The 14,764-nt window shown below is 51.3% G+C and carries 23 protein-coding genes; 20 read left to right on the top strand and 3 right to left on the bottom strand.

Annotated features, from left to right (window positions below; genetic code table 11):
* Positions 1-110 precede the first annotated feature (110 nt).
* Together ACWWFX_RS22820 and ACWWFX_RS22825 are read right to left on the bottom strand one after the other, a co-directional pair.
* Complete coding sequence (locus ACWWFX_RS22820) at positions 111-350, bottom strand: helix-turn-helix transcriptional regulator (protein ID WP_028016384.1); 240 nt, start codon at positions 348-350, stop codon at positions 111-113.
* Positions 351-502: 152 nt separating this feature from the next.
* Entirely contained in the window at positions 503-1,072 is a 570-nt protein-coding gene (locus tag ACWWFX_RS22825; protein ID WP_181638474.1) for an inovirus Gp2 family protein, read from the bottom strand.
* A gap of 297 nt (positions 1,073-1,369) precedes the next feature.
* Between ACWWFX_RS22825 and ACWWFX_RS22830 the strand changes: the two genes are divergently transcribed.
* On the top strand, positions 1,370-2,182 hold the full coding sequence (locus ACWWFX_RS22830) for a hypothetical protein (RefSeq protein ID WP_181638473.1): 813 nt from the start codon (positions 1,370-1,372) through the stop codon (positions 2,180-2,182).
* A 190-nt stretch (positions 2,183-2,372) separates the two neighbouring features.
* On the opposite strand, the gene ACWWFX_RS22835 is transcribed toward ACWWFX_RS22830, so the two are convergent.
* A protein-coding gene (locus ACWWFX_RS22835; RefSeq protein ID WP_088732386.1) for an IS3 family transposase occupies positions 2,373-3,472 on the bottom strand; the annotation gives its coding sequence in 2 pieces (ribosomal slippage) (positions 2,373-3,211 and positions 3,211-3,472; 1,101 coding nt in all).
* A gap of 1,659 nt (positions 3,473-5,131) precedes the next feature.
* Here ACWWFX_RS22835 and ACWWFX_RS22840 point away from each other — a divergent pair.
* The 19 genes from ACWWFX_RS22840 to ACWWFX_RS22930 all read left to right on the top strand — a co-directional run bounded on the left by ACWWFX_RS22840 (position 5,132) and on the right by ACWWFX_RS22930 (position 14,664).
* Positions 5,132-6,100 carry a hypothetical protein gene (locus ACWWFX_RS22840; RefSeq protein ID WP_181638358.1) on the top strand — a complete coding sequence of 323 codons (969 nt, stop codon included), beginning with the start codon at positions 5,132-5,134 and terminating at the stop codon, positions 6,098-6,100.
* Between the two features lie 349 nt (positions 6,101-6,449).
* Positions 6,450-6,746 carry a hypothetical protein gene (locus ACWWFX_RS22845; protein ID WP_181638359.1) on the top strand — a complete coding sequence of 99 codons (297 nt, stop codon included), beginning with the start codon at positions 6,450-6,452 and terminating at the stop codon, positions 6,744-6,746.
* Between the two features lie 261 nt (positions 6,747-7,007).
* Positions 7,008-7,565: an HTH domain-containing protein gene (locus tag ACWWFX_RS22850; RefSeq protein ID WP_225622967.1), complete on the top strand. Its 558-nt coding sequence runs from the start codon at positions 7,008-7,010 to the stop codon at positions 7,563-7,565.
* A 12-nt stretch (positions 7,566-7,577) separates the two neighbouring features.
* Entirely contained in the window at positions 7,578-7,889 is a 312-nt protein-coding gene (locus ACWWFX_RS22855) for a hypothetical protein (protein WP_023336630.1), read from the top strand.
* A 46-nt stretch (positions 7,890-7,935) separates the two neighbouring features.
* Positions 7,936-8,406: a hypothetical protein gene (locus ACWWFX_RS22860; protein ID WP_181638360.1), complete on the top strand. Its 471-nt coding sequence runs from the start codon at positions 7,936-7,938 to the stop codon at positions 8,404-8,406.
* Positions 8,407-8,451: 45 nt separating this feature from the next.
* Positions 8,452-8,964, top strand: a complete 513-nt coding sequence (locus ACWWFX_RS22865; protein ID WP_181638361.1) for a DUF4234 domain-containing protein — start codon at positions 8,452-8,454, stop codon at positions 8,962-8,964.
* Positions 8,965-9,043: 79 nt separating this feature from the next.
* Positions 9,044-9,265, top strand: a complete 222-nt coding sequence (locus tag ACWWFX_RS22870) for a hypothetical protein (protein WP_101700256.1) — start codon at positions 9,044-9,046, stop codon at positions 9,263-9,265.
* A gap of 56 nt (positions 9,266-9,321) precedes the next feature.
* The gene (locus ACWWFX_RS22875; RefSeq protein ID WP_101700257.1) at positions 9,322-9,555 is read left to right on the top strand and encodes a DUF905 domain-containing protein; all 234 of its coding nucleotides are present in this window, start codon (positions 9,322-9,324) and stop codon (positions 9,553-9,555) included.
* Between the two features lie 111 nt (positions 9,556-9,666).
* Positions 9,667-10,485 (top strand): DUF932 domain-containing protein, encoded by an 819-nt coding sequence (locus tag ACWWFX_RS22880; protein ID WP_181638362.1) that lies wholly within the window; start codon positions 9,667-9,669, stop codon positions 10,483-10,485.
* Positions 10,485-10,739, top strand: coding sequence for a hypothetical protein (locus ACWWFX_RS22885; protein ID WP_101700259.1), 255 nt, complete (start codon positions 10,485-10,487; stop codon positions 10,737-10,739). The genes ACWWFX_RS22880 and ACWWFX_RS22885 overlap by 1 nt, the downstream gene beginning before the upstream one ends.
* A gap of 16 nt (positions 10,740-10,755) precedes the next feature.
* Positions 10,756-11,241 (top strand): antirestriction protein, encoded by a 486-nt coding sequence (locus ACWWFX_RS22890; protein WP_181638363.1) that lies wholly within the window; start codon positions 10,756-10,758, stop codon positions 11,239-11,241.
* Between the two features lie 10 nt (positions 11,242-11,251).
* The gene (gene radC / locus ACWWFX_RS22895; RefSeq protein WP_181638364.1) at positions 11,252-11,731 is read left to right on the top strand and encodes a RadC family protein; all 480 of its coding nucleotides are present in this window, start codon (positions 11,252-11,254) and stop codon (positions 11,729-11,731) included.
* A gap of 13 nt (positions 11,732-11,744) precedes the next feature.
* A complete protein-coding gene (locus ACWWFX_RS22900) occupies positions 11,745-11,966 on the top strand; it encodes a DUF987 domain-containing protein (protein ID WP_181638365.1) in 222 nt (73 codons plus the stop codon).
* 22 nt (positions 11,967-11,988) lie between these two features.
* On the top strand, positions 11,989-12,348 hold the full coding sequence (locus ACWWFX_RS22905; RefSeq protein ID WP_181638366.1) for a type IV toxin-antitoxin system YeeU family antitoxin: 360 nt from the start codon (positions 11,989-11,991) through the stop codon (positions 12,346-12,348).
* A gap of 51 nt (positions 12,349-12,399) precedes the next feature.
* Entirely contained in the window at positions 12,400-12,777 is a 378-nt protein-coding gene (locus ACWWFX_RS22910; RefSeq protein WP_181638367.1) for a TA system toxin CbtA family protein, read from the top strand.
* A complete protein-coding gene (locus ACWWFX_RS22915) occupies positions 12,774-13,265 on the top strand; it encodes a DUF5983 family protein (protein WP_181638368.1) in 492 nt (163 codons plus the stop codon). The genes ACWWFX_RS22910 and ACWWFX_RS22915 overlap by 4 nt, the downstream gene beginning before the upstream one ends.
* Before the next feature lie 32 nt (positions 13,266-13,297).
* Positions 13,298-13,501, top strand: a complete 204-nt coding sequence (locus tag ACWWFX_RS22920; RefSeq protein WP_181638369.1) for a hypothetical protein — start codon at positions 13,298-13,300, stop codon at positions 13,499-13,501.
* A 69-nt stretch (positions 13,502-13,570) separates the two neighbouring features.
* Positions 13,571-14,416: a DUF4942 domain-containing protein gene (locus ACWWFX_RS22925; RefSeq protein WP_181638370.1), complete on the top strand. Its 846-nt coding sequence runs from the start codon at positions 13,571-13,573 to the stop codon at positions 14,414-14,416.
* An 11-nt stretch (positions 14,417-14,427) separates the two neighbouring features.
* Positions 14,428-14,664, top strand: a complete 237-nt coding sequence (locus ACWWFX_RS22930) for a hypothetical protein (protein ID WP_181638371.1) — start codon at positions 14,428-14,430, stop codon at positions 14,662-14,664.
* Positions 14,665-14,764 lie beyond the last annotated feature (100 nt).

A 14,764-nucleotide genomic window follows, 5' to 3' on the forward strand; every position in this document is an offset into this window, starting at 1 on the left:
GCAGGGTCTGGCACCACAGTACTGTCGCTGGCAACGGGGACACTTCCAGCGCGCCGGGATGTTCTGTGATCTGGTATGACGTTGTTTTCCCATCAAGAGACCTCATCTGCTCAGGCGCCACGGGAATCTGCAATACGCTGTTGCATCCAGGTTTCCACCTCGCTTCTGCGCCAGCGGGAACTGCGGCCCAGCTTGATGGGTTTGGGAAACAGGCCATCGCCAATCAGTTTATAGAACCACTTGTCCGTCATACCGGTGTACGTGGTGATAAAGGTCATGTCGATAAGCGGGTCCTGAGCTGAAAGCAGTGTGTCAGGGCTGGCATTAATGTTCGAATTCGTCGTGGTCATGGTATTTTTCTCCCTCTGAGGATATGGCTGTCGGGAGACGTCCGGTAGTGGTTGAATCATGGGGTTACCGGTTCGCCTCAGAGGATAGGGAAACGTTGTAAAAAATTACCAGGCCCGTACGTTCAGGCCTGGTGAATCGATATATGCCTGGCTCAGCCGCGGCTGCAACCGAAGTTACGTTCACCATCGCCGGTGACTTTGGTTTCGCGTTTGGCAAGATAATCGGCCTGCGCCAGCGCCTGTTGAAGCTCTGTGGTATTACCGCGCGTCAGCCAGGACACCGGGCTCGCAGGAAAACGCGCCAGAACGGCATGCGCCTGTGCATCCACTTTCAGGGCGCTGCACCACGCCTGTTTAATCATACCTGCAAGCGAATCCGGGTCTTTGTAATCTCCCGGTCCGCACCACGTATCGCGGTTCAGCAACAGCACCGCGTGGTAGTGCTTCTTCCCTTTGATTTCACCAAACTCCCGCGCCCAGATAAAACGCAGCGTGGTCGGCCAGACGCGTTTGCCCTCGCGACGTTGCCGCGCCTGAAGGGCATCAATCCGGGCTTTCAGGGAATCGGTGAAACGGGAGATAACAGCCGCATCGGTGGCCGCTGGCGTATCCGGCAGACGGAGGTCAACACGCAGGGCCAGTAATCGGGTGTAAGCGTTAAGTGCACAACTGAAGGTATCGGCGATGCGTTGCTGCCAGAAAGGGTCGTATGTGTAACTCATTAAAATGGACTCCGGTGGGTTATCGTTCATAACCATTACCAGCGCCGTAAAAAATAACTTTTTGCCTTCAGCGGGTCCCTAAGCAGGTCCCCAGAGGCGGATGGATTCGATAAAATATCGGGGGTGGCAGGGAGATATATGCAACGGGTAACAGCACTGCGACTGGAGCCATGAGATAACAACGTTTCAGATGCAAGGTGACCTGAAGGCTGCCAAAAAACAGACTTCCCGTTACCGACATCTCCAGGGCTTCAGTGAACAATGGACATGGACAGAAGATAACCAGAGGAAATAACGATGATTGTTGACGTTGAGGAAACTCCGGCGATCGCGCTGGCACTGTTGAAAGAAATACTTCACAACTGGCAAAAGACCATTCCGCCATCCTGGCCCTCAACCTGGCCTGTATTTAACCGGCTGGTTGAACGTCATGACGAGATGGTGGTGGTTTACAGGGAGATAGCGTCCAACAGTCTCTCCAGGCAACAGCTCTGGGTGCTGCTTGAGCAGATTATCCATGCCGGTAGCTTTGGAACCGATGAGCGCTTTGCACAACTACGGGCTGATCATCAGGAGCTTACGGCCCTGAATGACAGTATCAGCGCCATGAGCCAGAAACTGGCTGAAATGCTGGAGCGACGTACTGAGCTTAGTGAGAACGGTCACTTTCATTGCGAGCGTATGCGTAAACTCACCGAATTTATCGATGATGCCGGAGAGAAGAACGGTCATTATCAGCTTCACCTTAAACCAGAACTGCAGCGGCTTAATAGTTTCGATCTTAAGTACTGGCCTGACATGGCCGGGATTATTCGTTCGCTGGGTATGGAGGAGGTTGAGGTTACATTTGCTGATGAAGCAACTAGGGCGATTATCAACGCCCGTAGGCCTTCACGGACGGATTTCTTCAGAGAGTTATTCGATAACATCAGTATGCAAAAAACCGGGGACTACTACGCCTTGCCACGGAGCTTTAAACTCTCAGACGCAGCATTGGCGACGATTTGTAATATCACACGCGACCTTCCACCGGATGAGCTTGTTGACGCGGTTTATGTGAAACGTACCCGTCATCGACTGAAAGAACAGGGTTTTAGCGCGGTATGGTGAAGCCACCAGCCCCATGTAATAGCCATTGCCAGGTTTACTTAAGCTTTTGATGATCGTGATCTCTTCCCTGAAAACAGTACCAGTCTAAACTGAAGTATCCGGTCTTTTGATCCCTTCCCAATATCGATGCCAGGTTAAATCAGAGGTCCGGACCTTTTTGACCTCCTCCCAATATCCGTACCAGGCTAAACTAGAGATCCGGACCTTTTTGATGACTTCGGGCAAATTCTGCCGGAGTCAGATTATTTAACGAAGAATGTGGGCGAAAGTGATTATATTCCTGCCGCCAGCATTCAATTTTCTCTTGAGCATCTTCCAAAGAAAGGAACCAGTGTACGTTCAGACATTCATCCCTCAGGCTGCCATTAAATGACTCTATAAAGGCATTATCCGTAGGCTTTCCGGGCCGTGAGAAGTCCATCGTCACCTGATTTTCATAGGCCCAACGGTCCATCGATTTAGAGATAAACTCGCTGCCGTTGTCTGTCTGCAGCCTTTGCGGAACACGCCCCCACGACAGCTTCAACCGCTCCAGAACAGCCACAACATTCTCGCCCCGTAACCCCTGACCGACTTCGATCGCCAGACATTCCCGACTAAAATTATCGACTATAGTTAGCGCCCTGATCCGACGCCCGTTGAACAGGTTATCAGCAACGAAATCCATGCTCCAGCACTGATCTGCAACAAGCACCTGAGGCCGTCCTTTCCGGTGTCTGGCGGTCACATGCCGGCGTGGGCGTTTCGAACGCAGGTTGAGCCCCTCAAGGCAGTAAATACGGTGTGTTTTCTTATGGTTAACCAGCCAGCCCTCACGGCGCAAAAGAATATGAATGCGCTGGCAGCCATAACGGATACGCGTTTCTGCAATTTCCCGTATCCGTTGGGTAATAGCCCTGTCGTCACGATGACTACAGTAATGATAAACCGTGCGACTCTGCATTATCAGACGGCATCCTCTGCGTACACCGATACGGTAGGCCGCCAGCAGATATTCAACTGCTTCCCGCTTCTGCGGCGGCCTCAGAACTTTTTTCGAATGACATCCTGCAGCATCTCCTTGTCCAGACTCAGATCGGCGACGAGACGTTTGAGGCGCTGATTCTCTTCCTCAAGCTGGCGAAGACGGCGTAATTCCGTGACGCCCATGCCGCCAAATTTCTTCTTCCAATTGTAAAATGTCGCCTCAGAAATCCCCATCTTTCTGCAGACTTCCTCGACACGAGTGCCGGTTTCAGCCTGTTTGAGTGCAAAAGCAATTTGTTCCTCGGTATAACGCGTCTTTTTCATAACGAATGACCTCTTTTTGGACGGAAAAGAAGGGCCAAAACTCTACTTTACAACGGTACTGAAAGAAGGGAAGAGATCAATCGCGATCCCCCTTTTGTATTGACCAGGCTTAAAAAGGGGCTGTGGTTACCCTGAAAAGTAAATATTACCCCTGTGGAATGTATATACCCGGGGTAAGAGCCCCTGTACCAAACCCCCGTTGCCATCATGATATTATTACCCCGTTCAATAAGCCCGATAAATAATCGTTATCGGGACTACTGCTAAAACGCTCTGTAACGCATCAGGAGCGCCATATTCATACTAACCACAGATTTCCACTACCGTGTTATTCAATGCGCTTATGCAGGCTCACAGGAAGCTATGGCGGTATAAGGCACTACAGCGCTCAATTACTTATTAAATAACTTGCGGTGATTACTGGTAATCACCCTATTCCACGTCACCTCAATCGGGTTATTCTGTTTACGATACAATCATGGCTATTATTACCAACACGGATAATGCCCCGTTTACAGTCTTTACCAATGGCCTTGTTTACACATATCAAAAAACTTTCAGGGATAATGGGTCACCGTAGTATCTGTAACTGACAGGTATTGTAAGCGTCAATATCAGGCAGACAGAGCAATACCAACAGGCTTACTACAGGTTAGTTCACTGACTGAGCATTTAACGCTCATCACTAATACGCAGACCAGTAATAAACCATTGATACTCACCTGCTGATTTTCAGGCATGACCATTCACCCCAAATGTTAATGTTAACCAGTAATCACCCTGCCGTTATGATTATTAGATTACTGATGTTAATCATCTTCACTTTTATCCTGACGAGGGCTAGTCAATGGTAATTTCGACTCAATTCAATTCTGTTTTCTTAATGATAGATTTTTAATTAGTGCTAAACATTCAGGTTGTGACTACATTGAATAGTGTATTGCTTACCTGATGGCAATGATTGCTCAATGGATACCATCCAATAGTACTACCCCCTTAGTGAATACCTTCAGATAATAATACCACCCAGGCATAACCCACTTACTGATAACACATCATCGATTACTGTTACAAATGATAAACCCCTTCTTTAATATATTAATACCAATCCAACACACCAGGCATAACAATAACGATGAAGATAACCACGCCAGACAGCATTTACCGACAATAAACGCCTGCATCAGTTACTCTGGAATTATCTTTTTCAATATCATGAAAATAGACACCACGTCACATCAAATAACCTCAATCAAATTAACCCCGTATCATCACTGCCCGCAGAAGCCCTCAATCCTGATTATGAGCAACAAAATGGAAATACCTCATGGCAGCCCGATCAGATACCAGAAATGCCCCCTGAAGCGAACCAGGCACCATGATGGGGATGAAAACGAAAGCATGCAGGAGAACAAGATAACCTGTTGAGACGATACTCATTCAGTAAACAGAGAAGCATCTGAGAGATAAACAAAGAAAATGACAACTTTAAAACCATGGTAAAACCTTGTAAAAACCAGTATAAATCAACAATAAAACCTCACGATGACTACCAGATGTGTTTTTAAGTGACGATAAAACCATCATCGTGATACTGTTTAGCTACAAAAATCACCACCATAACCACTACTATGTAGTTTACTATTACAGGTATCCACAATGGTTGTACATTACGACAATGGCAGACAACATCTTATAAAAACCCGTGACCTGAGAGTCTGTGCTTTTTATGCCGGGTGGCTGAGTGTTAATAAAATAATTAACACCCGTGACATTCCTCACCAGGATGCAGAAAGTTGTCGACAGGCACTCAACAAACTGATCAATCAGTTCATACCGAATGCAGAACAGCGGGCAAGACTTTTTTCTGATATGGAAACAGCCCGCGATGAAAACATCCTTCCGCTGGAAAGTTTTGACTGGCTAAAACAGGATGAACGGGCAACATTCTGGTTATGGGCGTATATTTGCAAGGCCGGAGACTACGAACTTGGTATTGACAAACCAGCAAATGCAGAGTTCGAAAAGAACTGGTATCAGCGAATGAATCTGAGTGTATCTCCGACAAGCCACCAGGAAAGAATTAATATTATCATCTCTTTTTTCGACAACATTATTATTCCGACCCCGCCGGTAAATCATCTCAAGCGCCAGGTCATGGACAGGCTGAAAGACCAGTGGAAAAATATTTACAGCAAACCAGCTCCGCTGAAATGGTTACCTGATGAAGAAGACGCGGTACTGTGGGCATGGAACAGCCTCAAATCGCTTCAGGAAGAAAGAAATGCGCCCACTATCGGGCTCTCATTAAATATTTCAACGCCAGGAATGAGCACCTGGTTTACTCCTCTCAGCCATACTGAACGCAATTTAGCTCTGCGTGCCGCACTCGATTTATGGGACGATGCACCGGATACAAAGCGTTTATTCCTTCTGAACCTGAATAAAGCCTGGAACCAGCAAAAATTACGTCAGTCTCGTACCGATAAAAAAGCACTCAATACCTACCTGAAGAACGACACAAAAACACGACTGGACTTTATGGCTGAACGCAGCGGAGTTCGCATCAGCGATTTGCTGGAAACGCTGATTAATGACCATTACCGAAAAACCTGTGGTGGTGAGTGAGGATGTTGCACTGAAAACAAGGTGAGCGGAGACAGCAATACAGACCAGAAATGACATTCAAAATAATTTCAGACCTATATTACCAGTGTGAGAACGGCAGCAGAAGTGCTGCCGTTTTGTTATTTCACTCACGGAGGTTAATGTGTCCAGTAAGAACAAACGGGGTCCCGATACCCTGTTACCGTCGTTATTCCTTCTCCCGGGTCAACTGTCCCACAAAACACCCGTGCGTATGCTTCTCGCGCTAAGTCACAGCTATACTTTCTGTTCCGGTACCCAGGTCTCTCTGATACACGGTCCGCCAGCTCATGAAGGCGGCTATTTATTGCCAGTAATAAGGGAGAAGGAAATGCATTGTCCGAATTGCGGTTCACAAAATATACAGCTGCGTCATGTGGGTAAAAAGACGGGAGGGGTCATTGGCGCAACAGCCGGAGGCCTTGCCGGGCTTGAAGGAGCCTCCACCGGTGCGCTGATAGGTTCAGTCATTCCGGTTGTCGGTACGATAGCCGGAGGCCTCATTGGTTTTCTGTCCGGCGCCTGTGCTGGTGCGGTGGCAGGCTCTCTGGCCGGAGAACAACTGGACGGTACCGTCTTTGATGAATACGACTGCACGCAGTGTGAGCATATCTTCAGTGCACCGTAACGTTAATAAGGGTCAGCCCATCCAGCACAAAGCCTGAGCCGCTGACCGTACTCGCTACGGCACGACTGATGACAGGGCGTGTCAGCATGCTGTCGTCATTTCAGCTACCTGGCACTAACCCTTTGTTAATTCTCCTGTTTACTGAAAGATGAATTTTACTTTTTCTTTTCCGCCATTACGGGGGATGGACATAACGTGTCCCTCCCCTCCCGCATAATAACCGCATGAAATATCAACCTATTTATCGCACACGGAGCGTCCATGCAACGACCCGATGAAGAGGCCCGCTACGACCGGCTGGCCGTCAGATTGTCGGTCATTATCAGCCGGTTAATGGCCGGAGAAACGCTGACCCTTCAGACACTGTCCGGTGAGTTTGGTGTATCGATACGCACCCTGCGTCGTGACTTACATCAACGGCTGGTCCAGCTCGACATTATCGGGGAGAACGGCACGTATCGGCTCAGTGAGAGCGCCACGCGTGATCACTCTCCGGGGGCCGTTTCCTTTGCCCGCAGTACCGGTATCGCACGCATTATCCCGTCGCAGAACCGGCAACTGATGCACCTGCTGATGAATGAAACGGGCACCTCACCCTGCTTTATCTGGCACGACTTACCGTCAGCATGGACACAGGCTGACAGTTTTCATCGTCTGGCCGAAGCCATTTGTCATCACCGGGTGGTCAGTCTGCTGGTCGGCGGTGTCCGTCACGATGAGCAGGAGCCTTACCGCCTGATTTACCGGCATCAGCACTGGTATGTCCCCCCGCGCTTCATGGACAACATGCTGAGCGCTGCTCAGCAGTGCAGAAAATAAGGAAATCTGAACATGGCGCTTGTCATTAAATATTTCGCGATTGCCTTCGCCATCGCGCTTGTGGTCGTGCTGTTTAACGTGTTCGGGAGTACCGGCGAGATACGCAGTTTTGGTCAGGGAATGGGATATCTGTTCTGGATGACGCTTGGGCCCGGAGCCGGTATGACGGTCGGTGCTGCTCTTCGACAATGGCTGATGCCGGATGCGGTATACACCCGCGAAGGAATGACCGGATTACTCAAGGCCCGTCTGTTCTGGCTTGTGGGCCCACAGTGTATCGGCTGGCTGGCCGGACTTATCGTCGTGGGTAAACAACTCATGTAACACGGCTGCCCCTCAACAACATTTTTGACTCAGAAGGAAAAATACCATGCGATTCATGCACGCCATCCTGTCAGCAGGATTACTGACCTTTGCCATCACGGCACAGGCGGTCCCCAATATGTGGAGCAGTGGCTTCGGTATGGGCGTCACCGAGTACATCATCACCAGCCCGGAAAACGTGATGATGAACCTGAACTGCACCGGCAACCCTGACGACCAGAATATCCTGCAGCATCACGTCATGCTCACCCTGCCTGACGGCAGCGGTGCCGATTCACAGGATGATAAGACCGCCATCACCGTCGTCACGGATGACCAGACGTTCCCCCTGCCGTCCTCTCTGGGCTGGCGTAACGGCGACAACGCCTGGCTGTCGTTCATTGATGCCACCAGAAAAGCAACGTCGTTTGAGATTTACGTCAACGACAAAAAGGTGGGGCATTTTTCCCCTTCTGCCGGAAACGTTCACAAGGTTCTGGCTGATATGCCCGAATGCACGACACTGACCGCCGGGTAGCCCCGCCCGCTTGTTTACAGCAACATCAATCAAGGACAATGCAATATGACCGACATCTCGACACTCAGCCAGCGACTGGCAACACCAACGCTCACTTTTGTGCTGCTCACCATCGCAACCTGCGGCATCTGGCCGTTACTCTGGCTGTACCGAAAACAGCAGATTATCAGCGACACCACCGGTTACCCGGTTTGCGGAGATACCTTCGTTATCTGGCTGGCCGTCTGCTTCGGGCTCGGACGCCAGTTCGGCGTGATGGCCTCACCGGACCTCGCCGGCTACGACACGGGCAACGACACGCTACTGGCCTTAAGCGGCATTCTGTCACTCGCCTGTGGCGTGATGTACATCGTCTGGGCGTTTAAGGCCAGAGCCGCGCTCCGCCACTATGCGCTGAACACCTTTCGCTTTGACCTGAAGATGAATGCGTTCTATACCGTGGTGCTCAACGTCTTTTACATCACGTACTGCATCAATGACATGCCGCAGGCGCTGGCAAAGCACCGAATTATTCATGGTCAGCCCGCCGTGCCACCGGAAACGCCATCTGCACAGTAGCGCCACTCCCCTCTGACTTACCCGGCAGGGGCATCCGTGAATGCCCCATCCGTCCGGGCTCTCCTCTGAGACTGACTCAATGACATTACTCAAAATACTGCTCGCTGCGCTGGAGCGGGCGCTGACGTGGTGCGCCAGCAGCCGGGCACAGCAGTTTGTGGAAGACCACTTCCGCGAAGAAGGCCACGATGAAGACAGCATTTATATCGCCAGACAGACGGCAACCCTGCTCGCAGGAGCCTTAATCTCGGCCCTGATGGAGCAGATACTGCAATTCATCGCGACACACTTAACCCACTGATGCCCTGCTCACTGAGCGGGGCATCTGGTTTTATGACGTTTACCAGGAGCATTCACATGCACAACACCAACAGTCCGTTGCTACCGCCCGGTCCGTTTACCCGCAGGCAGGCTGAGGCCATTGTGGCGACGTACCAGAACGTGGCGACTGAAGACGACCAGGGCACCGATTTTCGCCTCGTCATCCGTCGCCGCGAGGGGCAGTTACTCTGGCGGGCGTGGAATTTTGAAGCCAGTGCTGGGGAATGGTTCAACCGCTATCTGGCCAGTCACGGCATACCCCGGGACTGACTCACCAGGCCCCTCAGCCGAATACCCGTTACACGACTAACAGGCCATGCTCCCTTCGGGGCGCATGGCTTTTTTGTTTATGCCGCAAAATCAACCCTAAGGAAATTAACCATGCGATTAGCCAGCCGTTTTGGGCGGACAAATCAAATCCGCCGTGACCGTCCACTGACCCACGAAGAATTACACCAACATGTACCCAGCGTTTTTGGCGAGGATAAACACGCATCCCGCTCAGAACGCTACAGCTATATACCGACTATAACCCTGCTCGAAAACCTGCAGCGCGAAGGGTTCCAGCCCTTCTTTGCCTGTCAGTCACGCGTTCGGGACCCTGACCGTCGTGAGCACACAAAGCACCTGCTCCGCTTACGCCGGGCTGGTCAGATAAATGGACAACATGTCCCTGAAATCATCATTCTGAATTCGCACGATGGCGCATCCAGTTTTCAGCTCTTACCAGGAATCTTCAGAAGCGTATGCACGAATTCGCTCGTCTGCGGACAGTCGTTTGGCGAAATCAGAGTTCCGCATCGGGGCAATATCGTTGAGAAAGTGATTGAGGGTGCTTACGAAGTACTCGGTGTCTTTGACAGGGTGGAAGAGAAACGTGACGCCATGCAGTCGCTGCAGTTACCACCACCCGTACAACACGCCCTGGCAAACGCCGCACTAACGTACCGTTTTGGTGAAGAACACCAGCCGGTGACCACCACGCAGGTGCTGACGCCACGACGGTATGAAGACCGGCAGGACGACCTGTGGACAACGTACCAGAGGCTGCAGGAGAACCTGCTGAAAGGCGGCCTGCCCGGACGTACCGCGAAGGGTAAACGCAGCCATACCCGTGCCGTTAGCGGCATCGACGGCGACGTAAAGCTCAACAGGGCGCTCTGGGTGATGGCGGAAAGTCTGCTGGAGACGCTGAAGTAATGCCGCACATCCCTGATGGCAGTTATCAGGTTACGCCATATCCGTTCGTCCTGCTGAGTCTGCCGGGCTGTCGCTCCATCTCCGATGACGACCTGTGCGCCTGGTGCTCACACCTTCTTTATCGGCCCGGCGAGCTCAGCCTGTGCTGCTTAAGTCTTCCTGAAGGCCACTGGCCATCACGCTGTGATGAAGATGGCTATACGCAGTCCTGCCCGTCACTCCTGCTGAACCTGCATCCCCAACCAGATAAATAAACAAGGAAAAACTAACATGACCGACATTATTAACCTTAACGATGCCTTCCAGTTACAGCCACAACATACCGATGCCGGTTCTGCGCCAGCACTGACCGCTACGTCGGTACCGGACGAACAGCGTCTCAGCTTCTGGCCGCAGTACTTCGGCAGCATACCGCAGTGGATAATCCTCGAGCCGACTGTCTTCGCGTGGATGGACCGCTTCTGTGCGGACTATAGCGGCGGCATCTGGCAGTTTTACACGCTCAGCAACGGCGGCGCGTTTATGGCCCCGGAAGCGAATGAGGATACTGATGAACAATGGTCGCTGTTCAACACCCTGAACGGTAACGGTGGAGAGTTCAGCGCTGAGGCTGCCGGAATTGCCGTCTGTCTGATGACGTATAGCCACCACGCCATGCGCACCGAATGCGACGCCATGACGGAGCACTATTACCGCCTGCGGGACTACGCGCTCAACCACCCGGAATGCAGCGCCATCATGCACATCATCGACTGAGGGTCCCGACATGGAACAACAGTTACCGCTGTTTGCCGCCGAATTACCGGCATCCGCACAACAGACCATCAGGGAGGCACTCACCCTGCTGGATCGCCAGCTACGTGAACCCGGGGTGTCATTTACTTCCAGCCATGCCGTCCGGGACTGGCTGCGCCTGCATCTTGCCACACAGGAGCGTGAAGAATTTACCGCGCTCTTCCTCGATAACCAGCACCGGCTGATTGCGCATGAAACCCTCTTTACCGGCACCATCAACCATACACAGGTCCATCCACGGGAGGTGGTGAAGGCAGCACTGAAACATAACGCGGCTGCCATTCTCGTCGCGCACTGCCACCCGTCAGGGCACGCAGAGCCCAGCGATGCGGACAGGCGGATCACCGAGCGTCTTAAGCAGGCGCTGGATCTGGTTGATATTCACCTGCTGGATCATCTGGTTGTTGGCGGGATGGAGATCGTCTCGTTTTCTGAGAGAGGCTGGCTTTAAGGAGAAAATTGCGATGAAAATCATTCCGAAACGTCAGGCAATGGCGATATACCGCCAGCACCCGCAGTCCCGGTTATTTCGCTTCTGCACGGGTAAATATAAATGGTCCGGCAGCGTCTGCCACTATGCCGGGCGGGAGGTTCAGGATATCAGCGGTGTGCTCGCGGTCTTCGCTGAACGTCGTCAGGACCGCAACGGTCCCTATGTCGTATTGCGCAGTGTTAGCCTGAATTAACACACTATTAAGGATTACTTAAATGCAAAACCCAACAAATGTAGCAAGCCATGATATTACCGAACCCTGGTGGGGGCTTAAGCCTGCAGTCATCCCGTGTTTTGGCGCACGTCTAGTGCAGGAGGGCAACCGGCTGCATTACCTGGCCGACCGCGCCAGCATTACAGGAACCTTCAGCAATGCGGATTTACGCCATCTCGACCAGGCGTTTCCGGTTCTGATGAAGCAGCTGGAGCTGATGCTGCTTTCCGGTGAGCTTAATCCCCGACATCAGCACTGCGTCACACTGTATGCGAAAGGGCTGACCTGTGAATCAGATACGCTGGGGTCGCATGGGTACGTGTACCTGGCGATTTATCCGACATCAGCAATAACCGCGTAAAGTTTCTTACTCCTTATCCTTGTTTTTACCCGTCAACAAAGAGATCCAGCTATGCAAACCCGACAACTATCCTCAACGCGGGAGGCCTCACCACGCCCGACGCCCGTTGAAATCTGGCAGACTCTGCTTACGTATCTGCTGGAAAGGCATTACGGCCTTTCGCTTAACGACACACAGTTTGGTGATGGCAATGTGATCCATCAGCATATTGACGCCGGGATTTCACTGGCAGATGCACTCAATTTTCTCGTTGAAAAGTCTGAACTGGTGCGAATTGATCGTCCCGGTTTCTCCATTCAGCATCAGTCTCCGTTCATCAGCGCTATTGACATACTCCGGGCCAGAAAGGCCACCGGCCTGATGCAACGTACCGGCTATAAGGCGGTGACTTGCGCCATCAGTGGGCAGTCATCCAGGGGGCAGCAATGAAGCTGTCCCTGACGGTGGAAGCCGATACCGTTAATGTACTGGCCCTTAACATGGGCCGGATCGCCGTGGATATTGACGGGATTGAGCTGACCGACCTGATCAATGTGGTCTGTGACAACGGCTATTCACTTCGTATTGCTGATACCCCCGGAAAGCTGATTGTTGAAACGCCTCTTCCCCCTTCTGTTCGTCTGCCTGGCCTGTGTTGCAGCACGGCACATATCACCTGTGAGGATAACGCTATCCTTGACCAGGTAACCCTTCAACACCACGACGGCGGCGACAACGACTGGATACTGTACACCCGCTACGGTTATCTGCTCAGACTCAACGCTCGCTTATATCCGGTGCTGGAACTGAAGCGAATGGGGCTTTCAAAAGACTGCCGTCGATTAGTGACCACGCTGATACGACGTTACGGGATCGATATTCTGCATCTGGATGCAGCAGGCGACCTGCTGCCCGGCTTTGAAACCTTCGACTGGTAAATCTTTCCCTCAATACAATCACAGGTAATCTCATGCTGACACTCACCACAGAAGCAGCGCTGAATATTCTGACTGACTGGCTTCAGGACAACATTGACTGCGATTGCTCACTGATTTTCGATAACGACGACGACCAGACCGACTCCGCCATGTTATTGCCCTGGGTCCGCCAGGCAAGGAATGATGTCCGGACGCTTCGACTCCTGCGGCAGTTGCACAACGACAAAAAATCATAATCCCCGTACACGCATATCAGCGCTAGCCCTCATCCGGCTGGCGCTTTGCTTTATATAAAGGAAATAAAAATGTCAGAACTGACTCTCACCGAATCCGAAGTGTTAACTGACCATACCGATGTAATTTGCTCGACCAGCATTGAACGTATCGTCACCGGACGCAACGCGGCGCTGGCGCAAATTGAAACGCTGATACAGCAACTTGACGATATCTCGACGCTGACCAGCGACATCGGCGGTGGTAAAACAAATGAATGGGGAGTACGGCAATACCGTTACGACTGCTGGCTGATGGAGAAACCTGAAACAGCGATGAAAGCCATTACCCACAACATCGATCGCAGCATCTGGAAAGACCTGATGAATAAGTCTGGAATGCTGGCGCTCATGGACGCACAGGCCCGCAACGAGTGGTACAACAGCCTGGAGAAAGACGATATTCCTGCTATCAGTGAAGAAAATATCCTTAGCACTTTTAAACAATTACATCTGAATAAAGGTGAAGTCTTTGAACGTGGCGTGATTAATGTGTTTAAGGGTCTGAGCTGGAATTTTAAGACAAACAGCCCCTGTAGGTTTGGGAGAAAGATCATCGTGAATGGCCTGGTGAAATATGACAGATGGGGATTTGGTCTGAACTGGGGCTGGCAGCGCGATCGGTTAGCTGACCTTGAGCGCATGCTGATGCTGCTTGATGGAAAGCCTGTCCCCGATAACCGCGCTGATGTCACCCGCCGTCTCGGCGATCATATTGATGCAAACAGGCATGCCCCACGGTATGAAGATGAGATGTTTGTGATCAAGTACTTTCAGAAGGGAACGGCGCATATCACCTTTAAGCGACCGGAACTGGTCGATAAGCTGAATGACATCATCGCCCGGCACTATCCGGGGGCGTTGCCCACTAAACAGTAAGGAACCAAATTATGGTATCATTTTCAAACACGGATGATGCTCACTGCGATTCCGTAAATGGTCAGAGCACCATGCCATCAGAAACAGTTCAAATGAACGTAAAAATTCCCGTTCAACCGTCAAATTTTGATGCGCTGCAGATGGGGGCCTTACTGGGGGCCCCTGGTTTTATGAAACACGGTAAAAACCATACTTATCAAATAAATAACAAAACCAAATCAATTCCGAGTCCGGGCACCACTATTTAAAGAACCCAGCCTTTGGCTGGGTTTTTGCTTTTCTGGGGTTTGTACTCCACTCATCCAGCTTTCCTCCTTTCCGCTTTTAAATCATCGCTGTAATCCACGA

It is taken from the genome of Pseudocitrobacter sp. 2023LY-00077, from assembly GCF_055796175.1.